This is a genomic window from Micromonospora sp. NPDC023888, from assembly GCF_040639415.1.
Taxonomy (GTDB): Bacteria; Actinomycetota; Actinomycetes; order Mycobacteriales; family Micromonosporaceae; genus Micromonospora.
Map to the genome: position 1 here is coordinate 196482 of NZ_JBEZZW010000004.1, position 26446 is coordinate 222927.

Consider the following 26446-nt stretch of genomic DNA (forward strand, 5'->3'; position numbering starts at 1 on the left):
CGCATTCGGTATGGTCTTCACTCATGAATGGTGAGCAGAATGTACAGCTCGACGCGCTCGACGTGCGCTTGATCGAACTGCTCGCCGAGGAGCCGCGGATCGGGGTGCTGGAGTGCTCCCGCCGGCTCGGGGTGGCCCGCGGCACCGTGCAGGCCCGGCTGGACAAGCTCATCGAGCGGGGGGTCATCAAGGGCTTCGGCCCGGAGATCGCGCCGGAAGCGATCGGGTTCGGGGTGACCAGCTTCGTCACCCTGGAGATCAGCCAGCGGCACGGCCACGACCCGGTCACCGCCCACCTCGCCGCCATTCCCGAGGTGCTGGAGGCGCACACCATCACCGGCTCCAGCGACCTGCTCTGCCGGATCGTGGCCCGCTCCAACACCGACCTGCAACGGGTCATCGACCAGATCGTCTCCTCCGCCGGCATCACCCGGGCTTCGACGATCATCGCGCTGGCCGAGCAGATTCCGTACCGCACGCTTCCCCTCGTCCGCAGTGCCGTACGGGCGCTCTAACACCTTCCGCCGCAGAAAGCGCGGCGACACGACGGCGCGGGCGTACGGAAGATCCGCGATCGTGGCTACGGTGTGCGAGTGGCGAAGGGGAGCGTGCGCGGTGGGCTGCTGCTCGGCCTCGCCGTGGTCGTCGCACTCGCCGCGACCGGCGTGTGGAACCCGTTCCCCGGCCTGTGGGACTGGGTGGACCGCAGCGAACCCATCTCCGAGCCCGACGTGGTCTGGCAGCAACGGATCGGCGGCACTCCGCGCAGCGTGACAATCGCCGGCGACGCCGTGGTGGTCGAGCAGCGGACCCGGGTGGAAGCCCGCAGCCTGGCCACCGGCACGCAGCTCTGGGAGCGCAAGGCGGACTGGTCGGCGGTCGCGGGCGGCGACCGGGACCCGGTCGTCGCCGTGGGCAAGCTCCTGGTCAAGGGGTACGAGCTGCTCGACCCGGCCACCGGGGCGACCCGGCGACGCGACGACGACGCGGTGGCCGTGTGGACGTACCGCAACCTGCTCCTCGACGCCCGCTGCACGGACGCCACCGACTGCACCCTGAGCGCCTGGGACCCACGCGGCACCGCGCCACTCTGGACGGCCTTCCTGCCCGGGGTGCACAGCGGCCTGCTCGCCGACAACCCGGGCCTGCGCGGCACCCGCCGGCTCACCGCCACCCGGATCGACGACGGGGTGGCCGGGGCGGAACCAGCACCACCGCTGCTCGGCTTCCCGGTGGACGGCCGGGTGCACGTCGTCGACACCGCCACCGGTCGCGTGTTGCAGAACGTCGAACCCGGGCGGGACGAGCGGCTGTCCGTGGTGGGCGGGCGGATGCTGCGGATCACCGCCCGTTCCCAGGACGGCGCCTGTTACTTCGCCATCTCCGCCCGCGACCCGGCGACCGGGCAGGAGGCCTGGCAGCGGGCCGGGATCAACCTGCGGACCGCCGACAGCGCCGGCTGCGTGCAGCGCGAAGACCCGCAGGGCGCCCGGAACGTGCTGATCGGTGTCGGCCCGGACGGCCGCGAGGCGGTCATCGACGGATACGACGGCCGGCTGCTGTGGGTCGGCGAGTCGGGCACCAAGCTGATCGCGGTCGACGACCGCTACGCGGTGTTCCGCGCCGCCGACAAACGTTCGGTGGTCGCCCGTCAGCTCGGCACCGACCGGGTGCTGTGGACGCGGCCCGCCAGCGGCAAGGCCGGTGCCGCGCTGACCCCGTACGCGGCGGTGGTGGCGGACGAGAAGCCGTCCCGGTTGGCCGCCGTGGACCCGCGCAACGGCCGGGAGTTGGCCGTGCTGCGTACCTCGGCGAACGCCCTAGCGGTCGGGTCACAGGGGATGATCATTGGTGAGGGGCGCGAGATCGGGTACGTCCGCTTCGGCGCTGCCGGGGGCTCACCGGCCCGCCCGCCCGGCGACGGCGGGACCTCCGGGCCGGGTGGCACCGGCCCCGGCGGCCCGGACAACGGTGACTGCGGCCCGAAGGGGGAACTCTGCCCCGACCCGGACGGCGGCAAGGACGGCTGAGGGCCTGGTCGCCCGGCGGCTGAGCGGGCGGCGGGCCCGCGGGATGAGAGCGGCGTCCCAGGACCCGCCCGGCGGGTGGGAGTGATCGACCGGTCTGCCCTAGGCTTGCCGCTCATGAGCAGTGCCGCCGCATTCTCGTACGCCCCCCTGCTGCCGACCGGCCCCGACCAGACGGACTATCGCCTGGTCACCGACGAGGGCGTCGACGTCGTACACGGCCCGGGAGGCCGCCGGTTCCTCACCGTGGAGCCGGCCGCGCTCACCGCGCTGACCGCCGAGGCGATGCACGACATCGCGCACTTCCTCCGCCCCGCGCACCTGGCCCAGCTCCGGGCGATCATCGACGACCCGGCCGCCTCGCCGAACGACCGGTTCGTCGCGCTGGACCTGCTGCGCAACGCCAACATCGCCGCCGGCGGGGTGTTGCCGATGTGCCAGGACACCGGCACCGCGATCGTGATGGGCAAGCGCGGTCGGCACGTGCTCACCGACGGCGCGGATGCCGAGGCCATCTCCCGGGGCGTCTACCAGGCGTACACCAAGCTCAACCTGCGGTACTCCCAGCTCGCCCCGCTGACCATGTGGGACGAGCGGAACACCGGCAGCAACCTGCCGGCCCAGGTGGACCTGTACGCCGAGGACCCGGACGGGCACCCCGACGCGTACAAGTTCCTGTTCATGGCCAAGGGTGGTGGCTCGGCCAACAAGTCGTACCTCTACCAGGAGACCAAGGCGCTGCTCAACCCGACGCGGATGATGCAGTTCCTGGAGGAGAAGCTGCGGCTCATCGGCACCGCCGCCTGCCCGCCGTACCACCTGGCCATCGTCATCGGCGGCACCTCCGCCGAGTACGCCCTGAAGACGGCGAAGTACGCCTCCGCGAAGTACCTGGACGCTCTCCCGACGCAGGGCTCGATGAGCGCGCACGGCTTCCGCGACCTGGAGTTGGAGGCCGAGGTGCTGGAGCTGACCCGCAACTTCGGCATCGGGGCGCAGTTCGGCGGCAGGTACTTCTGCCACGACGTACGGGTGGTCCGGCTGCCCCGCCACGGTGCGTCCTGCCCGGTGGCGATCGCCGTCTCCTGTTCGGCGGACCGGCAGGCGGTTGCCAAGATCACCCCGTCGGGTGTGTGGCTGGAACGACTGGAAACCGACCCGGCCCGCTTCCTGCCCGACGTCACCGACGACGCGCTCGACGCCGAGCTGGTGGTCCGGGTCGACCTGAACCGGCCGATGGACGAGATCCGCGCCGAGCTGTCCAAGTACCCGGTGAAGACCCGGCTGTCGCTGTCCGGCCCGCTCGTGGTGGCCCGGGACATCGCGCACGCGAAGATCGCCGAGCGGCTTGATGCCGGTGAGCCGATGCCGCAGTACCTGCGCGACCACGCGGTCTACTACGCCGGCCCGGCGAAGACCCCCGAGGGCTACGCGTCCGGCTCCTTCGGCCCGACCACCGCCGGGCGGATGGACGCCTACGTGGAGAAGTTCCAGGCCGCGGGCGGCTCCCAGGTGATGCTCGCCAAGGGCAACAGGTCCGGCCAGGTGACCCGCTCCTGCCAACGGCACGGCGGCTTCTACCTCGGCTCGATCGGCGGCCCCGCGGCCCGCCTCGCCCAGGACTGCATCAAGCACGTCGAGGTGCTCGAATACCCGGAGCTGGGCATGGAGGCGGTCTGGAAGATCGAGGTGGAGGACTTCCCCGCCTTCATCGTGGTCGACGACAAGGGCAACGACTTCTTCGCCGAGGTCACCAAGCCGGTGCTCACCGTCGGCCGCCGCTGACCCGACCGGCATGGGAAGGGGCGTCGAGCGTATTCGCTCGACGCCCCTTTTGTCGTCCGTGCTGAACCGACATCGGTACGCCCGCCCCCCTGGGGGTGATGGGACGTGCGCACCGCCCCCGTCGGATGCCGTCACCGACAACCCGCAGTGAGTGTCCGATGCACCGCTGCCGATCCGCTCTCACATCGCTATCGCCTGACTGAGCCGATCTGTTACCGCCGGACTACTCTGCTGAAAGTCGGGCCAGTGAGGCGGGGGAGCAGATGCGGTTCGGGATCCTGGGGCCCCTGCGGGTCGGCGGTGGCGAGGCCACTGTCACCGCTGGTCGAGACCGGATCGTGCTCGCCATGCTGCTGTTGCGGGCCGGCCGGCTCGTGCCTGTCGAAGAGTTGGTCGACGCGGTGTGGGAGGAACGCCCCCCGGCCACCGCCCGCGCCCAACTGCAGACCTGTGTGTCGCGGTTGCGCCGCCGGTTCGCCGAACTCGGGCTCCCACCGGAGGTCATCGTCACCGACCCGGTGGGGTACGGCGTCCGCACCGCACCGGACGACCTGGACGTCGAGGTCTTCGCCCGGGGTGTGGAGACCGCCCGCGTGGCCGTGGAGGCTGGTCGGCTGGACGACGCGCGGACGGAATACCGCGCCGCTCTGGCGCTCTGGCGGGGGCCGGCCCTCGGCGGTATCCCGAGCCGGAGCATCCGCCGCCGTGCGCAGGCCCTCGACGAGCAGCGCCTGACCGCGTTGGAGGAGTGCGTCGACGTCGAGCTGCGTCTCGGCCGAGGCGCCGAGCTGATCGACGAACTCGCCGAGAGCGTCGACCAGCACCCGCTGCGAGAGCGGCTGCGCGGCCAACTGATGCTCGCCCTCTCCTCGGTCGGTCGGCAGGCCGACGCGCTCGCGGTCTACCGGGAGGGCCGGCGGTTCTACGCCGACGAGCTGGGCATCGAGCCGGGCGCCGAGCTGCAGAAGCTGCATCAGCGCGTCCTCGCCGGCGATCTTGTCCTGGCCGGTCGGTCGTCGTCGCCGATCCACCCGGTCCGCTCGCTGCCCCGGGCGATCGGCGACTTCACCGGTCGGCAGCAGACGCTGGCGCGGCTGGTGAAGGAGGTGGAGGGCGGCGCACGAATCCAACTCATCGACGGAATGGCCGGCAGCGGTAAGACCACCCTGGCGGTGCACGTCGCCACCGCTCTCGCGGACGACTACCCGGACGCCCAGCTCTACATCGACCTGCACGGGCACAGTGAGCGCACCCCGCTGACACCGGCCGCGGCGGTGGCCACGCTGCTGCGGCAGCTCGGTCTGCCCGCCGAGCGGGTGCCGACGAACCAGGACGACCGGTTGGCGCTCTGGCGCACCGAGCTGGCCGGCCGGCGGGCCCTCCTGGTGCTGGACAACGCGGCCACCGCAGACCAGGTGACACCCCTGCTGCCCACCGGCTCGCACTGCCTGGTCCTGATCACCAGCCGTCGCCGCCTGGTCGGGGTGGACGAGGGGCGACCGTCGTCGCTGCCCGTGTTCGACCCGGACGAGGCGGTCGAGCTGCTCGGGCACGTGGTCGGCGTCGAGCGGGTGGCCGCCGAGCCGGAGGCGGCCGGCGAGGTCGTCCGCCGTTGCGGCCACCTGCCACTCGCCATCCGGCTGGCCGGTGCCCGACTGGCGCACCGGCCCCGCTGGCGCATCGCCGACCTGGCCGAGCGGCTGACGAGCCGACCCGATCCGTTGGCCGAGTTCGAAGCGGGCGACCGGTCCGTCGGTCGGGCCTTCGCCCTGTCGTACGCCCAGGTGTCGCCGTCGGCGCAGCGTGCGTTCCGGCTGCTCGGCCTGCACCCGGGGGTACGGTTCGACAACTCCGTCGCCGCCGTCCTCGCCGAGCTGCCCCTGCCCGACGCCCAGGACCTGCTCGACGAGTTGGTCGACGCGAACCTGGTCGAGGAGGCCGAGCCGGGTCGGTACCGGTTGCACGACCTGGTCCGGGAGTACGCCCGGACCCTGGTGTCCGAGCCGGGCCGAGAAGTCGAGCGGCGGGACGGCATCGAACGTCTGCTCGACCACCACCTGCACGTCGCCACGGCGATCGCCCGCAGGACGGAGCTCTCCTCGCTCCACTCGCTGATCGTGGTGGCGGAACCGCTCCGCCCTGACCTGGTCGCGCTCGTCGCCGAGCAGGGCCAGGCCTGGCTCGACGACAACCTGCCCGTGTGGACCGCCCTGGTCCGGTTGGCGGAGACCGAGGCGTTCCTCCGCTACTGCTGGCAGTTGGCGAGGGCCTGCTGGTACGCCCAGTTCGAGGGCGGTCGGCTGGACGAGCTGATCGAGACACACACCATCGGCCTGCGTGCCGCGGAGGCGTTGGGCGACGACCGGGCAGTGGCGACGATGCTCAACTATCTGGCCTCGGCCCACTACCGACTGGGTAATTTCCCCGAGTCGATCCGGGTCATGGAGAGGTCACTCGAAATTTTCCGTGGGCTGGGTCTGCGCAGCGGGTTCCGCAACTCGCTCGGCAACCTGGGCAGCTCGTACGCCGCCAACTTCGAGTTCCGCCGCGCCCAGGAGTGCTTCGACGAGGCCCGCGCGGTGGCGACGCGGATGCGTGACAAGGAGGCGCTGACGAACGAACTCAACAACCTGTCGATGACCCTGCTGCTGTGGGGACGGTACGACGAGGCGCTGCGCGTTGCCCGACGGCACCTGAGCATCGCTCGCGAGGTCAGCGACCCGCGCCGGATCGCCAACGCCTTCGGGCATCTCGGGATGATCCGGCATCGGATGGGTGACGTGGGCCCGGCCAGTCGGTTGCTGCGGGTGGCTCTGCGTGTCAAGCGGCAGATGGGCAACCGGTTCGGTGAGGGTGAGGCGTTGAACGAGATCGGGATGATGGAACGGGAGGCTGGGCGCCCGGAACAGGCCGCCGACCTGCATCGTGCGGCACTTGTCGCGATGACCGAGGCGGGGGACCGCGTCGCCCAGTGCGGCTCGCGCAACCTGCTGGCCCGGGCGATCCTGGACCAGGGGGACGTGACGAGCGCACTCGACCTGCATCGTCGGGTGCTCGCCGACGCCACCGGGCTGGGTTCCCGAAACGAGCAGGGCCGGGCGCTGGAAGGCATCGCCCGCTGTCTGCTTCCGACCGACCCGGCGGCGGCGCGCGCGCACCTGACCCGGGCGCTCTCCCTGTTCCGCCAGATCGAGTCGCCGGAGCAGCACGAGGTGGCACGCCTGCTGGCCGAGTTGGGCTGACGGATCATCTGCGAGTCGGCGACGGGCGCGGCAGGATGGGACCTGTGACGACTCCAGAGGCGACCGGTTACCGGATCGAACGCGACTCGATGGGCGAGGTGGAGGTGCCCGCCGAGGCGCTGTGGCGGGCACAGACCCAGCGCGCGGTGCAGAATTTCCCGATCTCCGGCCGGGGCATCGAACCGGCCCAGATCAAGGCCCTCGCCCAGATCAAGGGCGCGGCGGCCGAGGTCAACGGTGAGTTGGGCGTGATCGAGGCCAACGTGGCCGCCGCCATCGCCGCCGCCGCCGCGCACGTGGCCGACGGTGGCTACGACGACCAGTTTCCGGTGGATGTGTTCCAGACCGGGTCGGGCACCTCGTCGAACATGAACGCCAACGAGGTCATCGCCACCCTGGCGAGCCGGGAACTGGGCTCACCGGTGCACCCGAACGATCACGTCAACGCCTCCCAGTCCAGCAACGACGTCTTCCCGTCGTCGATCCACCTGGCTGCCACCCAGTTCATCGTGGAGGATCTGCTGCCGTCGCTGGGCCACCTGGCGGCGGCGTTGGAGGCCAAGGCGGCGGAGTTCGAGACGGTGGTCAAGGCCGGACGCACCCACCTGATGGACGCCACCCCGGTCACCCTGGGTCAGGAGTTCGGCGGGTACGCCGCCCAGGTCCGCTACGGCATGGACCGGCTGGAAGGCGCGTTGCCCCGACTGGCCGAGCTGCCACTGGGTGGCACCGCCGTCGGCACCGGGATCAACACCCCGCTCGGCTTCGCCGCTGCCGTGATCGGCAAGCTCCGCGAGTCGACCGGGCTGCCGCTGTCCGAGGCGCGCAACCACTTCGAGGCGCAGGGTGCGCGGGACGCCCTGGTGGAGACCTCGGGGCAACTGCGTACCGTGGCGGTCGGCCTCTACAAGATCGCCAACGACATCCGGTGGATGGGCTCCGGCCCGCGTGCCGGCCTTCGCGAACTGCGTATCCCCGACCTCCAGCCCGGCTCGTCGATCATGCCCGGCAAGGTCAACCCGGTGGTCGCCGAGGCGATGCGGCAGGTCTGCGCGCAGGTGATCGGCAACGACGCGACAGTCGGCTTCGCCGGCTCGCAGGGCGACTTCGAGCTGAACGTGATGCTCCCCGTGATGGGTCGCAACCTGCTGGAGTCGATCCGGCTGCTCTCCGCGACCAGCCGGTTGTTCGCCGACCGGCTGGTGGTCGGCCTGGTCGCGGACGCCGAGGTCTGCCTGGCGTACGCCGAGGGCTCACCGTCGATCGTCACCCCGCTCAACCGTTACCTGGGGTACGACGAGGCCGCCTCGATCGCCAAGGAGGCGCTCGCCAAGCAGACCTCCATCCGTGAGGTGGTGATCTCCCGAGGCCACGTCGATTCCGGCAAGCTCACCGAGACCCAACTCGACGAGACGCTGGACCTGCTCCGGATGACCCACCCCTGACCGGGGGCCGCTCAACGCGGGCCGGCGCGCGGGGCCGCCCAGCCGAGGAAGCGGGTGAAGAGGGCCGCCGGGTCCGGGCCGTCGTGCGGGTTGAGCCGATACAGGTCGGCAGCCGCGTCGTGCAGCGCCGTGCACAGGTAGATGCTCAACCCGATCCGGTCGTGCGCGTACTCCTGGCGGAGGTTGAGCCGGGCGACCGGGCACGGCCAGGGCGCGGCGCAGACCCGGCAGAGCCAGAGCGGGCGCAGGGCCAGGTGCGGTCGGCGTGGAGTCGTGGCGCGGTCGTCCGGGGTGGTCCGGGACATGCGGCGGCCTTCCTGTCGAGCTGACTCGTTTGTGGCATCACCCCCTTGTCCTGGCGGGTGCGCTCCGGTCGTGCTCCCTGGCGGGTGGGGACCGCCCGGCCGGGGGAGCGGGCGGTCCCCTGCGACGCCGACGGCCCGGGGGACGGGGAGCAGCGCCGCGCTTCACAGTCTGGTGATCAGGCGACTACGGTCGGAAGGGTTTGGTCGCGTCGTCATAGTCGCCCTGTTTCGGGTGGCACCGCCGTTGGCGGCCGGCTGGAGATGATCGTCGGCGGGGTGGAGGGCGGTACGGCATGGCCGATGGGCAGATGACGGCGGCGGCGTTCCTGGTCGCGGAACTGCGCCGGGCGCGGGCCCGGCGGGGCTGGAGTCAGGACGAGCTGGCCAAGGCGGTCAACTACTCGGCGTCGATGGTCAGCGCCGTCGAGCTGGGCCAGCAACAGCCCACCGCCAAGTACCTGGAACTCGTCGACCGTGCCCTGGACACCGGCGGCCTGTTCAGCCGGATGTCCGCCGAACTGGTCAGCCTGGACCGGGCGCAGCCCTGGCTGCGCGGCTGGCAGGCGATCTTTGCCCAGGCGCGCACACTTCGGTGGTATGAGCCCCGCTACGTGCCCGGGCTGTTCCAGACGGAGGCCTACGCGCGGGCGGTCTTCGAGGCGGGCGGCCTGCTCGCCCCAGAAGAGGTCGACCGGCGACTGGCCGCCCGGATGGAGCGTCAGGACGTGCTGCACAGCGAGCGTGCGCCGCAGATCGTGGCGGTGCTGGACGAGGCGGTGTTGCGACGACGGGTGGGCGGGCGGAAGGTGATGCGCGACCAGACGCTGCACCTCGTGGGCGTCGCCACCGGGCACCCCCGGGTTCGGTTGCACGTGGTGCCGCGATCGGCCGAGGAGTATCCGGGGCTCGGTGGACAGTTCGCGCTCGCCGTCCTGCCCGACGGCACGGAAGTGGCCTACCTGGACTGTCAGGTCCGCGGCCAGGAGCTGGACCAGCCGAAGGATCTGTTGCGGTTGCAGCGGGTCTGGGAGGCTACCCTGGGCGAAGCCCTGCCCCCGCAGGCGTCAATCGAGTTGATGAACGAGGTGGCCGAGTCGTGGAGTTGACCGGCGCTCGATGGCGCAAGAGCAGCCGCAGCAACCAGGACGCCAACTGCGTCGAGGTGGCGACGAATCTCGGGGACGTGGTCGGGGTGCGCGACAGCAAGGACTCGGACGGACCCGTGCTCGTTGTCGACGCGTACTCCTGGCGGCTCTTCGTGGCCGCGCCCCCACGCTGACGCGACTGCCTCGCCCGCGACGGTGGTCGCGGGGTTTCTGCCCGCAACTTCACCGAAGTTGCTGCCTCGTCGCGGCCCGAGGCAGCAACTTCTCCGATGTTGCGCGGATCTTGCGGGCGGGCGGGTGTGGGGAAACGGCTCGACGGTGGGGGTGGGGTGGCGGGATGATCCCGTGGTGAGTGACCTGCCGGGGACGGAGCGGCTGCGGTTGCGGCGGCTGACCATGGCCGACGTGGACGCGCTTGTCGAGTTGGACAGCGATCCCGAGGTGATGCGGTTCCTGACCGGCGGCGTCGCCACCTTGCGCGCCACGGTCCGTGACGAGCAGTTGCCCAGGCTTCTCGGCCAGTACGAGCGGCATCCCCGGCTGGGCCGCTGGGCGGCGCTCGACCGGGAGAGCGGCGACTTCCTGGGCTGGTTCGCGCTCGACCCGTCGGGGGACGGCACGGAGGCCGAGTTGGGCTACCGGCTGCGCCGCTCGACGTGGGGGCGGGGGTTGGCCACCGAGGGGTCGCGGGCGCTGGTCCGGTACGCCTTCGACACCGTCGGGGTGCGCCGGGTCTGGGCCGAGACGATGGCGGTGAACGAACGCTCGCGGCGGGTGCTGACCAAGGCGGGTCTGCGCCATGTGCGGACCTTCCACCTCCAGTGGGACGACCCGATTCCGGGGACTGAGCAGGGCGAGGTGGAGTACGAGTTGCGGGCCGAGGAGTGGTCAGCCGCTGCTCAGGAGCGGCCGGCGGCCCGCCGGGCGCGGTAGGCGGTCACCGCGGCGCGGTTGCCGCAGCCGGCCTCGCAGAACCGCCGCGACCGGTTGCGGGACAGGTCGACGACCACGTTGTCGCAGTCCGGGTACTCGCAGATCCGCAGTCGGCTCAGCTCGCCCATCCGGACCAGGTCGGCGGTCGCCATCGCCGCCTCCACCGCCATCCGGGTGGCCAGCGGCGCGTCGCGGGGCACGGCGTGCAGGTGGTACGGCTCGTCGTCGTGCTCGATGAGCTGCGGCAGCGCCTTGTGTTCCAGCAGTAGGCCGTTGACGATGGCGACGATCTCGGGCGGCTCGGCGTACCAGATGCGGCGCAGCGGGGGCCGCAACCGCTGGACGGCGTGCAGCTCCGCGTCGGTGTGTTCGTGCCGCCCGCTGTAGGAGTGGCGGACAAAGAATGCGTCCAACGCGGCAACGTCGGGCAGCAGTTCGCCGTCCCGACCTGCGGTGTTGACAAGTGCGGCGGCAGCGATCAGGGAACACTCGGTGTCATGAGCAAATAGCATCTTGACTCCTGTCATGGCTTCCGCCTAGCGTCATCAGTACGAGGATAGTTTGCTCATGACACGGTGCCGACCCGAGGAGCGTGCGACATGCACTCACGACCTGCCGCCGGCGCCGCGTTGGCGGTGCTCTCCGCAGTCACCTTCGCCACCTCCGGCACCTTCGCGCGATCACTCATCGAGGCCGGCTGGTCCGCCGAGTCCGCAGTGATCGCCCGGGTCGGCATCGCCGCCCTGGTGCTGGCGATCCCCGCCCTGCTGTCGCTGCGGGGCAGGTGGACCGTGCTGCGGAGCAACGCCACGGCCATCGCGCTGTTCGGGCTCCTTGGGGTGGCGCTGGCCCAGGTCTGCTTCTTCAACGCCGTGCGCTACCTGCCGGTCGGTGTCGCGTTGCTGCTCGAATACCTGGGCATCATCCTCGTCGTGGGGTGGATGTGGCTGCGGCACGGGCAGCGGCCCCGGCGGCTCACCGTCGCCGGGTCGGTAGCCGCCCTGGCCGGGCTGGTGTTCGTGCTCGACCTCGCCGGCACCGCCGACTTCCACCCGGTAGGTGTGCTCTGGGGTCTGGGCGCGGCATTCGGCCTGGCCGGGTACTTCGTGCTCGCCGGGCGGGTCGACCCCCGGCTGCCCTCGGTCGCCCTGGCCAGCGGCGGAATGGCAATCGGTGCCATCGTGCTGCTCCTCATCGGGCTGACCGGTCTGCTGCCGCTGCACGCCACCTTCGGCGAGGTCACCTTCGCCGGGCAGCCCACCAGTTGGCTGCTGCCCATCGCCGGGCTCTCGCTGGTGGCCGCCGTCATCGCGTACCTGGCCGGTATCGCCGGCACCCGGATCCTCGGCCCCCGGCTGTCGTCGTTCGTCGGGCTGACCGAGGTGCTCTTCGCGGTGCTGATCGCCTGGCTGTTCCTGGACGAGTTGCCCACCGGTTGGCAGCTCCTGGGCGGCGCGTTGATCGTCGCCGGGGTCGCGCTGGTCCGGCTCGACGAGCTGCGCGGAACTCCGTCGGCGTCCGCGCCCGGCTCGCCCGAGCCCGTGCTGGCGCTCGACGGTCGGTGAGACAGTGGGCAGCGTGCTGACCACAGTGGTGTTCGACGCCGACGAAACCCTGCTCGACCTGCGCCCCGCGGTGACCGGCGGGCTGGTGGCCGTCCTCGACGAGATGCGGCGGCGTACCCCGGCGGCGACCGAGGTGACACTCGCCGAACTGGAATCGGACTGGGACGCCGTCTTCGGTGACCTGTCGGCCGCCCCGGTCATCGAGATCCGCCGCGCCGCGCTGGCCCGGTCGCTGGCCCGCGCCGGTCTGGACGACCACCTGGACGAGATCGCCGCGCTCTTCTTCGCTCGCCGGTTCGCCCTCACCAGGCCCTTCCCGGACGTGTCAGCGGCGCTTGCCACGCTGCGCTCCCGGTACCGGCTGGGCTTCGCCACCAACGGCAACAGCCGCACCGAGCGCTGCGGGCTCACCGGCGAGTTCGCCTTCGAGGTGTACGCCCACGAGAACGGCCTGCCCAAGAAGCCGGCCCCGGAGTTCTACGGGGCGGTGGTTGCCGCAGCCGGGGTGCCAGCCGGGCAGATCGTGTACGTCGGGGACTCGTGGGAGCACGACGTGGTGGCACCTCGGCGGGCGGGGCTGCGGTCGGTGTGGTTGAACCGGCGCGGGCTGCCTCGTCCGCACGGCGGGTTCGCGCCCGATGCCGAAGTGTCGAGCCTGGCCGAGCTGCCAGCCGCGCTCGCCGCCCTGCCAGCCGAGGCACCGGCCGGTCTGCCTGCTTGATCCACTCGGGTTCTTTGAAGGTGGGGTGTCGACGTTCGGTGGACGGCGCGGTTTCCAGAAACCCGAGATGATCGTGGTCGAGTGGAGGGTCATCGTCGCCACCCGCGGGAGGCCAGCGCGGCGCGCACCTCTTGGAGCACCGCCGGGAACTCGCCGTGCAGCCGTCGACTGGTCACGTGCAGGACCAGCCAACCCGCGCCGACCAGCAGGTTCAGCCGACGGCGGTCGCGGTGCACCTGATCTGCGTCAGAGTGCCACTGCCCGTCGTACTCGACCGCGACCCGAAACGCGGGCCACGCCAGGTCGGGGTGCAGGACAACGCCGCCGGGCAGGTGCACCGGATGGTGAACGACTGGGCGGGGCAGCCCACCGAGCACCAGCCGTACGCGTAGGTGCGACTCCGGTGGGGACTGGGCTGCGCCGTCGGCCAGGTCGAAGAGCCACCGGGCTCGTCGCCCACCGGGCCGGTCCGCGTTCCTGGCTGCCAGAGCGGCCAGGGTGTCGCGATCGGTCAGCCCCTGCCCAAGCAGCGAGTCGACGATGGCCACGGCACGGACCGGGTCGAGCCAGACGGCGGTCTCCCAGGCGGACCGTCCCGGGTCGGAACGGGGAAGCCAGCCGCCCTGCTCCCAAGGGGGCCCGGGCGTGCCGACGGCATCCCGTCGACCGTCACCGGGTCCGGCCGTTGCCACGCTGCCCGCTCCGACAGACAATGCGGCTGGCCTGGGCAGTTGCCGTGTCAGGCCTGGCGGGCGTCCTCCGTCTGGTGTTCGGCTTGGGCTTGGCGGGCGTCCTCCGTCTGGTGTTCGGCTTGGGCCTGGCGGGCGTCCTCCGTCTGGTGCTCGGCCTGGGCCCGTCAGACGACGTCCGTAGTCCGGGGTTCGATTTCCGTTCGTCGCACGCCTCGGGGTCGGCACGCTCCCGGTCTGCCCCGGTGACTCGTCGGTTGCCAGTGGGGTGAGGGCGTTGACGTGCACGCGGAGGCCGCGTTGTGGGCCGATCCGCAGCGGTCGGGGCACGAGGACGTGAACGTCGTCGGTGAACGCGGCGGCGTGTTCGACACCGTGCAGGTAGGCGGCCGACGGGCCCGCGACCGTCACCCCCGGCGGCAGCCGGAGGAGGGCCGCGCGACAGGCCAGGGCGTGGTCCCGGTCCAGCCGAGCGTCGGCGTAGATGTCGTGACGCAGTCGCACCCAGGCGGCGCTGCGGAGCTGATGTTCGGTGAGCAGACCATCCCGGACAGCGTCGGAGCCGCGGAAGACCTGCCAGGTCAGGGCGTCGGGGCGGTGCGGACGTGGTGGCATGCCGAGCAGCTTGCCGACCACCGGTCGGCCGCCGAAACCCCTGTGGACAACCTGGCCCATGCCCGCCGTCCGCCCTGTGGACAACCACGAGCACGCCCCGCGATCGTGGTATGGCGCGGCCGGGTCGGCCGCCTGATCAGCGCCAGGCCGCTCCGTGCCCGGTGATCCGGGCCGTGGGTGGGCATTGATCGACTCGCGTTCCTGGAAACCGGGCCTTCGCAGGCCCTGGGATACCGCGCCATCTTTGAACCCGAGTCGATCAAGCCGCCGCCGGCCGCCGGCCGCCGCCGCTCGGGGCGGGCGGGTGGTGGAGGCTCAGCTGAGGGCGGTGGTGATGGCGGTGGCGGCGGCCCGCACCTGGGGACCGATCGTGTCGACGTCCAGCGGGGCGAGCGCGACCACGCCGACGCTGGCCTCCAGGCCGGGCACGCCGAGCACCGGCGCGGCCACCCCGTACGCCCCGGCCTGCAACTCCCCGCTGCTGCTCACGGGCGCCGCCTCCCCGGCCCGACCGGCCAGGATGGCCCGGCCCGCCGCCCCTCGGTCCAGCGGATGCCGTGCCCCGGCCCGGTACGCGACGTGGAACGACGTCCAGGTTGGCTCGACCACGGCCAGGGCGACGCCCTCCCCACCCTCGACGACTGTCAGATGCGCGGTCGCGCCGGCCTGTTCGGCGAGGCGGCGTAGCGCGGGCAGGGCACCTTCGGCGAGCAACGGTTGGGCGCGTCGGGCCAGGTGCAGCAATCCGGCGCCGAGGCGCAGCCGACCGTCGCCGTCGCGGCGCAGCATGCCGTGCCCGGTCAGTGGGCCGACCAACCGGTAGACGGCGGCCCGGCCGATGCCGAGCCGGTTGGCGGCCTCGGTGACGGTCAGGCCGCCCGAGGCGTCGGCAACCAGGTGTAGCAGCCGCAACCCCCGGTCGAGGGTCTGCGACATCTCCCCGGCCCGCCCCGCGACGGCATCGACAGGCCCAGCCGTGCCGGCCTGCCCGACCGTGCCGGCCTGTCCCGGGACAGCGTCGGTGGGGGCACCCGGGTGGGCTGGAGTCTCACCGGAGCGTGCGGTCGCGTCCACGCCTGGCAGCGTACGACCCGGCACCGGCAGATCCGGACAGGCACGGACAGCTACCCTTGTACGGTGACGCTACGCCTGTATGACACCGCCACCCGATCGGTGCGGGACTTCGTCCCGCGGGAAGCCGGCAAGGTGGGGGTCTACCTGTGTGGTCTCACCCTCCAGTCCCCGCCGCACATCGGTCACCTTCGCTCCGGCGTCAACTACGACGTGCTGCGCCGTTGGCTGCTGGCCGCCGGCTACCAGGTCACCTTCATTCGCAACCTGACCGACATCGACGACAAGCTCCTGGTCAAGGCGGGTGAGCAGGGTCGGCCGTTCTGGTCGATCGCGTACGCCAACGAGCTGCTGCTCGCCGAGTCGTACCGGGCGTTGAACGTGCTGCCGCCCACCTACGAGCCGCGCGCCACCGGGCACATCCCGGAGATGCACGAGCTGATCACCAAGTTGGTCGCCGACGGGCACGCTTACCCGGCCACCGACGGCTCCGGCGACGTCTACTTCGACGTGGCGTCGTGGCCGGCGTACGGGTCGCTGTCGGGCCAGTCTCCGGACGCGATGCAGTCGGCCGGGGACGCCCCGGACCGGGGCAAGCGGGACCCGCGCGACTTCGCGCTCTGGAAGGGCGCCAAACCGGACGAGCCGGCGGACGCCTACTGGCCGTCGCCCTGGGGGCTGGGCCGTCCCGGTTGGCACATCGAGTGCTCGGCGATGTGCTGGCGGTACCTCGGCCCGGAGTTCGACATCCACGGCGGCGGGCTGGACCTGACGTTCCCGCACCACGAGAACGAGATCGCCCAGTCCAAGGCCGCCGGTCTGCCGTTCGCCCGCTACTGGGTGCACCACGGGCTGCTGAGCATTGGCGGGGCCAAGATGGGCAAGTCCGCCGGCAACGCGCTCGACCTGGCGTACGTGGACTCGCTCGGGGTGCGGCCGGTGGAGCTGCGTTACTACTATGCCGCCGCGCACTACCGCTCGGTGATCGACTACTCGGAGGACTCGCTGCGCGACGCGGCGACCACCTACCGGCGGATCGAGGGTTTCGTGCTGCGGGCGGCCGAGCTGGTCGGCGTCGAGCAGCCCGGTGAGCTGCCCAGCGGCTTCGTCGCGGCGATGGACGACGACCTCAACACGTCCGCCGCGCTGGCCGTGCTGCAACAGCACATTCGGGACGGCAACACCGCGCTGAGCGTCGGCGACGATGTGACCGTCCGCACCACCCTGGCCGCGGTGCGGGCGATGCTGGATATCCTCGGGATCGACCCCCTCAGCCCGGCCTGGACCGGCGGTGGCCGCACGGATGATCTACGCGCCGTGGTGGACTCCCTGATCGCGTTGGCCCTGGAGCAGCGCGCGCAGGCCCGGGGCCGCAAGGACTGGGCTGCCGCCGACACGGTACGGGACCAGCTCAAGCTGGCCGGTGTGGTGGTCGAGGACACCCCCCAGGGCCCCCGTTGGACTATTGGAGAGCAGGACTGATGGCCGGCAACTCGCAGCGCCGTGGCCGGCGACTGACGTCGAAGGCAGGCGCCCCCAAGGGCACCGGCGGCAAGAACAAGGACTCGCTTGCCGGGCGCGGGCGCACCCTGCCCGCCGACGAGCGGCCGTGGCACAAGGGCTACTCGGGCACCGAGAAGCTGCCCCAGCGCACCGCCTGGAAGCAGGACAAGGAGCGCCGCGCGGCAGCCGAGGAGGGGCGCGCCCCCAAGATCGGTCAGCCGGGCAGTAAGGACACCACCTGGGGCCGGGGCGGCGGTCGGGGCGTACCGGGGGGTCGGGGCGCTGCCACCGGCGGCCGGGGTGCTGCCGCCGGGCGCGGCGGGAAGCCCACCGGGCGGTCCGGTCCCCGGGTCGCGCCGGGGCGCAAGTCCAACCCGAGCAAGGACACGCCGGAGCTGCTGGTCGGGCGCAACCCGGTGCTGGAGGCGCTGCGCGCCCAGGTGCCGGCGACGGCGCTCTACACCGCCCAGGGCATCGACATGGACGACCGGATCAACGAGATCATCCGGACTGCCGCCGACCGGGGCATCGCCAACCTGGAGATCAGCCGGGCCGAACTGGACCGGATGACCGGTGGTGTGCTGCACCAGGGCGTCGGGTTGCAGGTGCCGCCGTTCGCGTACCAGCCGTTCGAGGACATGGTCGCCGCCGCCCTGGAGCAGCAGGCTCCGCTGCTCGTCGCGCTGGACGGGGTCACCGACCCGCGCAACCTGGGTGCCGTGATCCGGTCGGCTGCCGCGTTCGGCGCGCAGGGTGTCTTCGTACCCGAGCGGCGGGCCGCCGGGATCACCGCGACCGCCTGGCGGACCAGCGCCGGCGCGGCCGCGCGGGTGCCCGTCGCGCAGGTGACAAACCTGACCCGGTCGCTGAAGGCGTGCCGGGACGCCGGCTTCATGGTGGTCGGCCTGGACGCCGACGGCGACACCGACCTGTACGACCTGGAGGCCGCCGTCGGTCCGCTGGTGGTCGTGGTCGGGTCCGAGGGGCGCGGGCTGTCCCGCCTGGTCGGGGAGACCTGCGACCTGACCGTCAGCATCCCGATGATCTCCGAGGTGGAGTCGCTCAACGCCAGCGTGGCCGCCGCGGTCACCCTGGCCGAGGTCGCCCGCCGGCGCTCGGTCGAGCTGTAACGACGTCGACGAGGCCCCTTCCCGCCCGGCGCGGGAGGGGGCCTCGTCGTCTCAGATCTGGTGGGTCCAGGCGACGAAGAGCAGCGCACCGGCGAGCGCCATGAGCAGGGTGGTCGGGATCAGCCAGAGCGGGCTGCGCTCCCCGTCGAGACGGCGGGTCAGCCGCTGGTGCACGGCGGCGATACCGATGAGCGCGGCGAGCCCGGCGGCGGCCATCGGCAGGCCGACGAGGAAGTGCGCAAGCCACGCGCCGGCGCGGGTCGGACCACCCCAGGAGTGGTCGTACGGGCCGGGGTCGACGATGCCGTACAGCACCCCGCGCAGCACCATCAGCAGTTCGACGCCGAGCGGCAGCAGGGCCACGACGCCGAGGAGCAGGCTGAACAGCGCGTGGCCGAGCACCGCGACCGGGCCGGGGCGTCGGCCGGGCGCGGGCGTCGGGGGCGCGCCGAGCAGTCCGGTACGGAGGCCGCGCCACCGTGCGACGGCGGCGTCGGCCCCACCCCACGGGGTGGTCACCAGCGTGAGCAGGGCGACCGGCACCAGCGTCGCGCAGTAGGCGAGGCTGCGGCCGGCCAGGCGGACCACCAGGTACGACCTTGAACGGTTGATCGGCTGAGCGGTGGCGGACACGGCGTCTCCTCGGGTCGGGTGTGCCGTGACGCTACGAGCGCGGCCCGCCCTGCCGAGTCACCCCGAAGAGCCACATCCGCGCTGGCTCCGTGGGGTGAAGAGCCACCACCGGTACGACGACAGGGGCGGCCCGCCGAAGCGGACCGCCCCTGTCGGTTGAGCGTTACGTCAGATCCGGCTGCCGGTGGCGGCGTGGAAGACGTGGCTGCGTCCGGTACGCGGCTTGACGAACACGGTGTCACCCATGTTCGGCATCGAGCGCCGGTCGGTGCGGACGACGAAGCGCTCCGAGCTGCCACCCAGCGCGGCGTGCCCGTAGACGTTGGCGTCCGAGCCGAGGTCCTCGACGAGCTCGACCACGACCGGCATGCCGCCCTCGGTCGGGCTGACCAGGTCGCAGTCCTCCGGGCGGAAGCCCACTGTCACCTTGCCGTTGCCACCCTCGGCGCGGGCCGCCGCGACCTGCTCCCGGGTCAGCGGGATGTTCAGCTCGGCGAACTCGGCGCCCTGCTCGTTGAGCGAAACGGTCTTGATGTTCATGGCCGGCGAGCCCATGAAGCCGGCGACGAACACGTTCGCCGGGGTGTCGTAGAGCGCGCGGGGGGTGTCCACCTGCTGGAGGACACCGTCGAGCAGCACGGCGACGCGGTGACCCATGGTCATGGCCTCGACCTGGTCGTGCGTGACGTAGACCGTGGTGACGCCCAGCTTGGCCTGCAGGGACGCGATCTGCGTACGGGTCTGCACCCGCAGCTTGGCGTCGAGGTTCGACAGCGGCTCGTCCATGAGGAAGACCTGCGGCTCGCGGACGATCGCGCGGCCCATCGCGACACGCTGACGCTGACCACCGGAGAGCGCCTTCGGCTTGCGGCTGAGGTACTCCTCCAACTGGAGCAGAGCTGCCGCTTCCTTGACCCGCCGGTCGATCTCCGACTTGGAGGTCTTGCGCAGCTTGAGGGCGAACGCCATGTTCTCGTACACCGTCATGTGCGGGTAGAGGGCGTAGTTCTGGAAGACCATCGCGATGTCGCGGGCCTTCGGGGGAAGGTGGGTGACGTCACGCTGGTCGATGTAGATCGAACCGGCGTCCACGTCCTCCAGGCCGGCGAGCATCCGCAGGCTCGTGGACTTGCCGCAACCGGAGGGGCCGACCAGGACGAGGAACTCGCCGTCGCCGATCTCGAGGTCCAGCTCGTTGACGGCGGGACGCTCTTGGCCCGGGTAGATCCGGGACGCCTTGGAATAGGTGACCGTAGCCATGGTGAAGCGCTTCCTTTCACCGGCAGGAACGTGCCGGACGATCCGAGTGAAGGAGCGACCGGCGCGTATCCGTGCCGGTCAGCGGACGGTGGCTCGGGCGCGGGGGCACCGGGCTGTCGTCCGTGTGAGTGAACCGTAAACGGGTTTCCCCTTGCTGCCAAGGCGGGGCACCGCCCAACCTGGCTCACGGCCTACGCATTCCGGGCACTCGGGCACGCTCATACATCAATCGACGCCCCGCAAACCCCGTTCGCGTCGGGTTGTTGACGTTTCCCATGCTCGGGGGGCCTCGCGAGCGGGATATCCGGACGTCACTCGCTATGCTGACCTCGACGCACGCGCCCCTGTAGCTCAGCTGGCCAGAGCACTCGCCTTGTAAGCGAGATGTCGCCGGTTCGATCCCGGCCGGGGGCTCCAATTTCACAAGGGCCTTTCGAGGCTCCCCCGCCTGGGCGCGCGCCGGCCACTGCCGCTATCGCTCAGCCATTGATGGGGTCGCCAGATCTTGTCGGCGGCTGCGGGGTGGCGGCTGCGTCGATCGTTTTGGGCGAGGTCCGTCAGAGTGGGTCGAGGCGGCGCTTGAGCAGGCAGAATTCGTTGCCTTCTGGATCGGCGAGGACGTGCCAGGACGCATCCGCAGGCTGACCGATGTCGACGAGTTTGGCCCCGGCGGCCAGGAGACGCTCGAGTTCGGCGTCCTGATCGCGGTCGGTGGGGTTGACGTCGATGTGCAGCCGGGCATGCCCGTTCTTCGGCTCGTCGTCGCGGATGAGGAAGATAGTCGGCTGCGGGCCGCCGAACCCTTCGCGCGGGCCTACCTCGACGTAGACCCCCTCTTCGCGATCGAGCACGATGAAGTCCAGGACCTCGCACCAGAACCGCGCCAGCACCTCGGGGTCGCGGCACTTGAGCACGATCTCACCGATACGGCATGCCATTGACGAAACCTACTCTCAGCATGGGAACTGTCGGGGCGGCTGCGAACAAGCTCGCGATCGTAGCGGGCGAGGCGAGCGGGGCTGGACGAAGGTCGCCCGTCGGGTTGAGCCCGGACGGCGAGCAGCGGGGGTCGTCGGCGGCGAGCCGGGTACTCGCCCGTCAGCACGGATGACGGGGGGACCACCATGCCGGGAAGTTCACGCCTGACGCACGGCCTCGACGCGGCCGAGGCGCGGATAACGATCGACCGCACCGTCGAGGACACCTTCCGGTTCTACCGGGACTTCACGAACATGCCCCGTTTCCTGGGCGACGTCATGAGTGTGGAGCAGATCGGACCGGAAACCTCTCGGTGGGCGATTCAGGGCCCGCTGGGCGTTCACCTCACCTGGACGGTGAGGCTGGCCGAGGAACGCGCGAACGAGCTGATTCGCTACGAGACGGTGTCGCCGACCGGCCTCAGCACCTGCTGGGAGGTCTCTTTCCGGCCGGGGCCCAGGGCCGGGCAGACCGAGGTCCGCGAGTCGATGACGACGCCGTTCGGGTGGCTGGGTCGCGCCGGCCTGGCGCTGATCGGGAAACCTCCCGCCGCCGAGGTGCGAGCAAATCTGCAAAGGCTGAAGGAGCTGCTGGAGCAGGGCAGGGTCAGGCACAACGAGCACGCGGTGGCCGGCAAGTTCACTCGTTGACGGTCGGCCCGGGTGGCGGCGCCGCGGATGCCCGGAGTTGAGCGGCGCGCCACCCGCCCGGACGACGGGTCGCCCGGCGGTAGCCTGGGGCCGGGCAGCGAGCAGAGCGGGACGGGGGCCGATGAGTCGCGCGGTGGAGGAGTCGAACCGGGCGATGCTGCGTGCCCGGGACGCGATGGACCGGGCGTACGCCGAGCCGCTGGACATTCCCGCGCTGGCCCGGATCGCGTACGTCTCCGAGGCGCACTTCATCCGCACCTTCCGGGCCACGTTCGGTGAGACCCCGCACCGTTACCTGCAACGCCGCCGGGTGGAGCGGGCGATGACGTTGCTGGTGGAGACCGAGCGGGATGTCACTGACATCTGCTACGCCGTCGGCTTCAGCAGCCTCGGTACGTTCAGCCGGACGTTCCGCCAGATCGTCGGCGAGTCGCCCTCGGATTTCCGGCGGCACCGCGTCGCGCCGGTGAACGTGCCGTCGTGCTTCACCAAGGCCTGGACGCGACCAAGCAGTTTTGGATAAGCAGCAGGTCACGGCCGACCTTTACCGTTGTGGCATGACGATGAACGCGATCAGCCGCTCCCAGATCTACGTCCTCGACCAGGACGAGGCGCTCGATTTCTACGTGAACAAGCTCGGCATGGAGGTCAACACCGACCAGGATCTCGGCTTCATGCGGTGGCTGACTGTCAACCTGCCCGGCGACCCGGAGCGGGAGATCCTGCTGGAGAAGCCGGGCGCGCCGGCGCTGGACCCGGCCACCGCCGAGCAGGTCCGTGAGCTGCTCACCAAGGGCGCCCTGGGCGGGTACCTCTTCATGACCACCGACGACGCCCACAAGACCCACGAGGATCTCGTGGCGAAGGGCGTCGAGATTACCGACGAGCCGACCGAGCGTCCGTACGGGATCGACTTCGGCATCCGGGACCCGTTCGGCAACCGGATCCGCATCGGCCAGATGTTCCCTCGGGGCTAGGGGCGGGACGCGGGGTCGCACCGCCGGTTCCGGTTGTGGTGAGGTGGGCGGCATGGTTACCCGGCTGCTCTACCTCACCCGACACGCCGAGCAGGACCTGACCGGGGCGCGGGAGTCGGATGCCGGGGAACCGGACACCGGCCTGTCGGAGCGCGGCCGGCGGCAGGCCACCCTGCTCGGTGAACGTCTGCGGGGCCAGCGGTTCACCGCCATCCACCACGGGCCGCTGCGCCGGGCCGCGCAGACCGCCGGACTGGTCGCCGCGGCGCTGCCCGAGGTGCCGGTGTACGAGACGGACCTGGCCGGTGACCACCTCCCGCACGACACGGATCCGGTTGGGCTGCCCCCGGCGTACGCGAAATTCCTCGAGCAGTTCTCGGCAGCCGAACGGGTCGACGGGCCGCGGGTGACGGCGGCGGCGGTACGGCGGTTCACCGGACCGGTCGACGACGGGCCCACCGGTGACGAGCCGGTTCGCGAGGTGGTCGTGACGCACAGCTTCCTGATCGCCTGGCTGGTGCGGCACGCGCTCGACGCGCCGGAGCGGCGTTGGCTGGGCTTGAACCTGCACAACGCGGGCCTGACCGTGATCCGGTACGGCCCGGCCGGCCCGCCGAACCTGATCGCCGTCAACGACGTGGCCCACCTTCCGCCGGAGTTGCGGGGCACCGGCCTGCCCCCGGACTACCTGGTCTGAGTGCCGGTGGCCCGTAGCAGCAGCTTGACCAGGGCGTGTGTGGCCGGCGGCGGGGCGGCGTCGGCAGGGCAGTCGACGTAGCCGGTCTCGATGCCGCCCACGGTGAGCTGGTAGCTGAACGCGTCCGCGCAGACGGTCGAGCTGGTCGGCCGCCGTGCCTCGGCGGTGAGCCGGGGGTCGGCGGCCAGTCCCGTCAGGCGGCCGAGATCTGCGGCGGTGAGCTGGCCGGTACGCCGACTGCCGGCCCGGTCCACCGCGGTCCACCGACCGTCCGGCTCGACGGTCACGGCGTCACCGCGGCCGGCGAAGCCGCCGGAGGTGCGCAACGTGATCTGGGTGGGCGTACCGCTGGTCGCGGGCGCGACGGTCGGCGGCGGGGTGGCGGCGTCGGTGGGGTCGGAGGCGGTGGTGGCCGGGGGTTGCGTCGGGGTGGTGGGGGCTCGGTCGACGCTTGTGCAACCGGTCAGGAGCGCGGCCAGGAGCGCGACCGTGACGGCAGTCGTCGATACGGGTCTCATCTCCGTCGGACGCGCGACCCCAACCGTTGGTTCCTCCCGCCGTCCAACCGGAAGCGGTTCGCGCCGGGCCCGGACCGGTCGTCTTCGCTATGGTCGCCGCACCGGCGCGCGACGCCGGCGGACAGATTGGCGGCGTCGCTCCGGGTGGCGCGGGAAGAGGCGGACGTGTCGGATGCGGAGTTGACAGTCGAGGTGACCGGACCGGTAGCGACGGTGGTGATCGACAACCCGGCCCGGCGCAACGCGATGACCGCCACCATGTGGCGTCAGCTCCCCGAGTTGCTCGACCGGCTGGAACCCGACCCCGAGGTGCGGGCCCTTGTGCTCACCGGCGCGGGCGACGCCTTCTGCGCCGGTGCGGACCTGGGTGATCTGACCGAGCTGCTGGACGCCGGTGACGCCAGCATCGCGGTGGCCGCCGAGGAACGGCTGGCCCGCTTCGCCAAGCCGACCATCGCGGCCATCCGGGGCGCCTGCGTCGGCGGTGGTGCTCAGCTCGCCGTCGCCTGTGACCTGCGGATCGCGGCGGACGACGCCCGTTTCGGCGTACCGCCGGCCCGGCTCGGTCTGGTCTATCCGGCACCGACGACCCGCCGGCTGGCCCGGCTGGTCGGCCCCTCCGCCGCCAAGCATCTGCTGTTCACCGCCGAGCTGATCGACGCTGAGCGGGCCCTGCGGATCGGCCTGGTCGACGAGGTGCTGGCGGCCGACCGGCTCGCCGCGCGGGTGGACGAGTTGACGACGACGATCGCCAAACGGTCGGCGCTGAGCGTCGCCGCCGCGAAGGAGATCATCGACGACCGGGCCGGGGCGGCGCGGATCGCCTGGTGGCACCGGAAGGTGTCGGCCACCGGCGAGGCCCGGGAAGGGGTCGCGGCGATGGCCGAGCGGCGTACGCCCCGCTTCGCCTGGCGGCCACCGACCGACTGACCCCGTTTCCGCCGGTATCGGTGGGGAGGGCGGCCGGGATCGTCGTAACACCCATCGCGACGGCTCGATCCCGGGTGGCCGGCTGCCGGGTCCGTACGGCAGGCTGTCCATCGTGCAGCGTGATCAGTTGCTTGCGGGCCGCTACCGGCTCCTGGAGCGCCTCGGCAGTGGTGGCATGTCGGCGGTGTACCGGGCGTACGACGAGGTGCTCGAACGGGATGTCGCGGTGAAGATGCTCGTCGCCTCGGACACCAACGCCCGGAAGCGGATCCGAGCCGAGGCCAAGGCCGCTGCCCGGCTGTCGCACCCGCACGTCACAGGGGTGTACGACTACGGGGAGTCGCCTGTGGACGGCTCGCCGGTCCCGTTCGTGGTGATGGAGTTGCTCGGCGGTCTCACCCTCGAACAGCGGCTGGAGACCGGGCCGTTGCCGCCGCGCGCTGGCTTACGGGTCTGCGCCGAGGTGGCTGCTGCTCTCGTGGCCGCGCACGCTCAGGGGTTGGTGCACCGCGACATCAAGCCGAGCAACGTGATGCTCACCCCAACCGGCGCCAAGGTGCTCGACTTCGGTATCGCGGCCGTCGCCGGCGCGCCGGAGATCGACTTCGACGGGCGGCTGCTGGGCACGCCTGCCTATCTGGCCCCGGAGCGGCTGGACGCCGGCGAGGTGCTGCCCGCCTGCGACGTGTACGCCCTGGGCGTGCTGCTGTACCGGGTGCTCACCGGCCGGCTGCCGTGGCCGGCCGAGGCGCAGACCGGGATACTCCGCGGGCAGGCGTACGTCGAGCCGGACCCGCTGCCGGAGATCGACGACGTGCCGCCCGAGATACATCGGCTCTACCGCTGGTGCCTGGCCCGTGACCCCGCCGACCGGCCACCGGCCGCCGAGGCGGCCCGCATCCTGCTCGCCGGCATGAGCGGAGCCACGTCCGACGCGGCTGCCGTCGCCGAGCCCACCGACACCGCGACCGTCGCTCCGGCGGGAGCCGGTGTGGTCACCGAGCGCAGCCCATGGCGTCGGCGTCGGGCCCTCCTGGTGGTCGGCGGTGCGGTGCTTGCCACGATCGCGGTGGCCGGGTCGCTCGGCGACTTCACCAATCGTCGACCGGGGCAGGCTGCGCCGTCGACGGGCAAGGGGCCGGGTACCACCGCGGTGGGGATGCCGCGTACCGAGGGGCCGGCCGACGAGGTCGACACCGGAGTGTCCGACGCCCCACCGGCCCGGCGGACCGCGCCCGCTGCCCGGCCCGGTGCCCCGACCGCCCCGGACCCGACGGTGGCCCCGGGCCCGACCGCCAGCGCCCCCGGCCAAACGCCGACCGCGCCCGCGCCAACGCCGACGCCGACTCTTTCCGCTGGCGTACCCGTTCAGGCGAGCGGGGGGACGGTCACGGTCCGCTGTGTGGGGAAGTCCGTCGAGGTGCTCGCGGTGACGCTCGCTCCGGGGTTTCGGGCGGAGGCGTACGACCCGGGGCCGTTACCGCTGGCCCGGGTCGAGTTGACCTCCACGGAGCACCGCAGCGAGATCCAGGTGAACTGCCCCAACGGCCGTCCGAACCCGAAGGTGAAGGAACGTGCGGTGTGACGTGGGGGCCGACGGGTGCCGCGCCCGGGACGCGGCCCCCCGTTCCCGCCGGCCGGTCCGTCACCGCCCGGCGAGCGCCCT

At 71.8% G+C, this 26446-nt stretch carries 27 protein-coding genes and 1 tRNA gene; 20 read left to right on the plus strand and 8 right to left on the minus strand.

What is annotated here, in order from left to right:
* Nucleotides 1-23 precede the first annotated feature (23 nt).
* From AB0F61_RS05460 to AB0F61_RS05480, 5 genes are all read left to right on the plus strand, one after another.
* Entirely contained in the window at nt 24-515 is a 492-nt protein-coding gene (locus AB0F61_RS05460) for an Lrp/AsnC family transcriptional regulator (RefSeq protein WP_357803547.1), read from the plus strand.
* Between the two features lie 78 nt (nt 516-593).
* On the plus strand, nt 594-2030 hold the full coding sequence (locus tag AB0F61_RS05465) for a PQQ-binding-like beta-propeller repeat protein (protein ID WP_357803549.1): 1437 nt from the start codon (nt 594-596) through the stop codon (nt 2028-2030).
* A gap of 114 nt (nt 2031-2144) precedes the next feature.
* Entirely contained in the window at nt 2145-3812 is a 1668-nt protein-coding gene (locus AB0F61_RS05470; RefSeq protein WP_357803551.1) for a fumarate hydratase, read from the plus strand.
* Nucleotides 3813-4075: 263 nt separating this feature from the next.
* Nucleotides 4076-7054: a BTAD domain-containing putative transcriptional regulator gene (locus AB0F61_RS05475; protein WP_357803553.1), complete on the plus strand. Its 2979-nt coding sequence runs from the start codon at nt 4076-4078 to the stop codon at nt 7052-7054.
* A 35-nt stretch (nt 7055-7089) separates the two neighbouring features.
* Nucleotides 7090-8499, plus strand: coding sequence for a class II fumarate hydratase (locus AB0F61_RS05480; RefSeq protein ID WP_357803555.1), 1410 nt, complete (start codon nt 7090-7092; stop codon nt 8497-8499).
* Between the two features lie 11 nt (nt 8500-8510).
* On the opposite strand, the gene AB0F61_RS05485 is transcribed toward AB0F61_RS05480, so the two are convergent.
* Nucleotides 8511-8804 carry a hypothetical protein gene (locus AB0F61_RS05485; RefSeq protein ID WP_357803557.1) on the minus strand — a complete coding sequence of 98 codons (294 nt, stop codon included), beginning with the start codon at nt 8802-8804 and terminating at the stop codon, nt 8511-8513.
* Nucleotides 8805-9097: 293 nt separating this feature from the next.
* Between AB0F61_RS05485 and AB0F61_RS05490 the strand changes: the two genes are divergently transcribed.
* From AB0F61_RS05490 to AB0F61_RS05500, 3 genes are all read left to right on the plus strand, one after another.
* A complete protein-coding gene (locus tag AB0F61_RS05490) occupies nt 9098-9910 on the plus strand; it encodes a helix-turn-helix transcriptional regulator (protein WP_357803558.1) in 813 nt (270 codons plus the stop codon).
* Nucleotides 9901-10083 (plus strand): DUF397 domain-containing protein, encoded by a 183-nt coding sequence (locus AB0F61_RS05495; RefSeq protein WP_357803560.1) that lies wholly within the window; start codon nt 9901-9903, stop codon nt 10081-10083. Before AB0F61_RS05490 ends, AB0F61_RS05495 begins: the two co-directional genes overlap by 10 nt.
* Before the next feature lie 175 nt (nt 10084-10258).
* The gene (locus tag AB0F61_RS05500) at nt 10259-10843 is read left to right on the plus strand and encodes a GNAT family N-acetyltransferase (RefSeq protein ID WP_357803562.1); all 585 of its coding nucleotides are present in this window, start codon (nt 10259-10261) and stop codon (nt 10841-10843) included.
* On the opposite strand, the gene AB0F61_RS05505 is transcribed toward AB0F61_RS05500, so the two are convergent.
* Nucleotides 10810-11355, minus strand: a complete 546-nt coding sequence (locus AB0F61_RS05505) for a CGNR zinc finger domain-containing protein (RefSeq protein WP_357803564.1) — start codon at nt 11353-11355, stop codon at nt 10810-10812. The genes AB0F61_RS05500 and AB0F61_RS05505 overlap by 34 nt on opposite strands.
* Nucleotides 11356-11442: 87 nt before the next feature.
* Between AB0F61_RS05505 and AB0F61_RS05510 the strand changes: the two genes are divergently transcribed.
* Nucleotides 11443-12408, plus strand: coding sequence for a DMT family transporter (locus tag AB0F61_RS05510; RefSeq protein WP_357803566.1), 966 nt, complete (start codon nt 11443-11445; stop codon nt 12406-12408).
* Nucleotides 12409-12421: 13 nt separating this feature from the next.
* Nucleotides 12422-13129: an HAD family hydrolase gene (locus tag AB0F61_RS05515; RefSeq protein ID WP_357803689.1), complete on the plus strand. Its 708-nt coding sequence runs from the start codon at nt 12422-12424 to the stop codon at nt 13127-13129.
* An 89-nt stretch (nt 13130-13218) separates the two neighbouring features.
* On the opposite strand, the gene AB0F61_RS05520 is transcribed toward AB0F61_RS05515, so the two are convergent.
* Nucleotides 13219-13821 (minus strand): DUF559 domain-containing protein, encoded by a 603-nt coding sequence (locus AB0F61_RS05520; protein WP_357803567.1) that lies wholly within the window; start codon nt 13819-13821, stop codon nt 13219-13221.
* 279 nt (nt 13822-14100) lie between these two features.
* On the opposite strand from AB0F61_RS05520, the gene AB0F61_RS05525 reads away from it, so the two are divergent.
* Nucleotides 14101-14598 (plus strand): hypothetical protein, encoded by a 498-nt coding sequence (locus tag AB0F61_RS05525; RefSeq protein WP_357803569.1) that lies wholly within the window; start codon nt 14101-14103, stop codon nt 14596-14598.
* A 150-nt stretch (nt 14599-14748) separates the two neighbouring features.
* Here AB0F61_RS05525 and AB0F61_RS05530 read toward each other — a convergent pair whose 3' ends face one another.
* Nucleotides 14749-15369, minus strand: a complete 621-nt coding sequence (locus AB0F61_RS05530) for a helix-turn-helix domain-containing protein (protein WP_357803691.1) — start codon at nt 15367-15369, stop codon at nt 14749-14751.
* A gap of 201 nt (nt 15370-15570) precedes the next feature.
* Here AB0F61_RS05530 and cysS point away from each other — a divergent pair, with 201 nt between their 5' ends.
* Both cysS and rlmB read left to right on the plus strand, forming a co-directional pair.
* Nucleotides 15571-16986, plus strand: a complete 1416-nt coding sequence (gene cysS / locus AB0F61_RS05535; RefSeq protein WP_357803571.1) for a cysteine--tRNA ligase — start codon at nt 15571-15573, stop codon at nt 16984-16986.
* Nucleotides 16986-18137: a 23S rRNA (guanosine(2251)-2'-O)-methyltransferase RlmB gene (rlmB, locus tag AB0F61_RS05540; protein ID WP_357803572.1), complete on the plus strand. Its 1152-nt coding sequence runs from the start codon at nt 16986-16988 to the stop codon at nt 18135-18137. Before cysS ends, rlmB begins: the two co-directional genes overlap by 1 nt.
* A 51-nt stretch (nt 18138-18188) precedes the next feature.
* Here the strand turns inward: rlmB and AB0F61_RS05545 are convergent, their stop codons facing one another.
* Nucleotides 18189-18770: a hypothetical protein gene (locus AB0F61_RS05545; RefSeq protein ID WP_357803574.1), complete on the minus strand. Its 582-nt coding sequence runs from the start codon at nt 18768-18770 to the stop codon at nt 18189-18191.
* A 168-nt stretch (nt 18771-18938) separates the two neighbouring features.
* On the minus strand, nt 18939-20030 hold the full coding sequence (gene ugpC, locus AB0F61_RS05550) for a sn-glycerol-3-phosphate ABC transporter ATP-binding protein UgpC (protein ID WP_357803576.1): 1092 nt from the start codon (nt 20028-20030) through the stop codon (nt 18939-18941).
* A gap of 340 nt (nt 20031-20370) precedes the next feature.
* Between ugpC and AB0F61_RS05555 the strand changes: the two genes are divergently transcribed.
* Nucleotides 20371-20447: transfer RNA gene (locus tag AB0F61_RS05555), tRNA-Thr, on the plus strand.
* Between the two features lie 140 nt (nt 20448-20587).
* On the opposite strand, the gene AB0F61_RS05560 is transcribed toward AB0F61_RS05555, so the two are convergent.
* Entirely contained in the window at nt 20588-20968 is a 381-nt protein-coding gene (locus AB0F61_RS05560) for a VOC family protein (RefSeq protein ID WP_357803577.1), read from the minus strand.
* Between the two features lie 186 nt (nt 20969-21154).
* On the opposite strand from AB0F61_RS05560, the gene AB0F61_RS05565 reads away from it, so the two are divergent.
* The 4 genes from AB0F61_RS05565 (at nt 21155) to AB0F61_RS05580 (ending at nt 23332) form a co-directional block, all read left to right on the plus strand.
* Nucleotides 21155-21658: an SRPBCC family protein gene (locus AB0F61_RS05565; RefSeq protein ID WP_357803579.1), complete on the plus strand. Its 504-nt coding sequence runs from the start codon at nt 21155-21157 to the stop codon at nt 21656-21658.
* Nucleotides 21659-21779: 121 nt separating this feature from the next.
* Complete coding sequence (locus tag AB0F61_RS05570; RefSeq protein WP_357803581.1) at nt 21780-22181, plus strand: AraC family transcriptional regulator; 402 nt, start codon at nt 21780-21782, stop codon at nt 22179-22181.
* 34 nt (nt 22182-22215) lie between these two features.
* A complete protein-coding gene (locus AB0F61_RS05575; RefSeq protein ID WP_357803582.1) occupies nt 22216-22635 on the plus strand; it encodes a VOC family protein in 420 nt (139 codons plus the stop codon).
* Between the two features lie 52 nt (nt 22636-22687).
* Entirely contained in the window at nt 22688-23332 is a 645-nt protein-coding gene (locus tag AB0F61_RS05580; protein WP_357803584.1) for a histidine phosphatase family protein, read from the plus strand.
* On the opposite strand, the gene AB0F61_RS05585 is transcribed toward AB0F61_RS05580, so the two are convergent.
* Nucleotides 23320-23850: a hypothetical protein gene (locus AB0F61_RS05585; protein WP_357803586.1), complete on the minus strand. Its 531-nt coding sequence runs from the start codon at nt 23848-23850 to the stop codon at nt 23320-23322. The genes AB0F61_RS05580 and AB0F61_RS05585 overlap by 13 nt on opposite strands.
* Before the next feature lie 165 nt (nt 23851-24015).
* Here AB0F61_RS05585 and AB0F61_RS05590 point away from each other — a divergent pair, with 165 nt between their 5' ends.
* On the plus strand, nt 24016-24780 hold the full coding sequence (locus tag AB0F61_RS05590) for an enoyl-CoA hydratase/isomerase family protein (RefSeq protein ID WP_357803588.1): 765 nt from the start codon (nt 24016-24018) through the stop codon (nt 24778-24780).
* A 112-nt stretch (nt 24781-24892) separates the two neighbouring features.
* Complete coding sequence (locus AB0F61_RS05595; protein ID WP_357803590.1) at nt 24893-26365, plus strand: protein kinase; 1473 nt, start codon at nt 24893-24895, stop codon at nt 26363-26365.
* Nucleotides 26366-26446 lie beyond the last annotated feature (81 nt).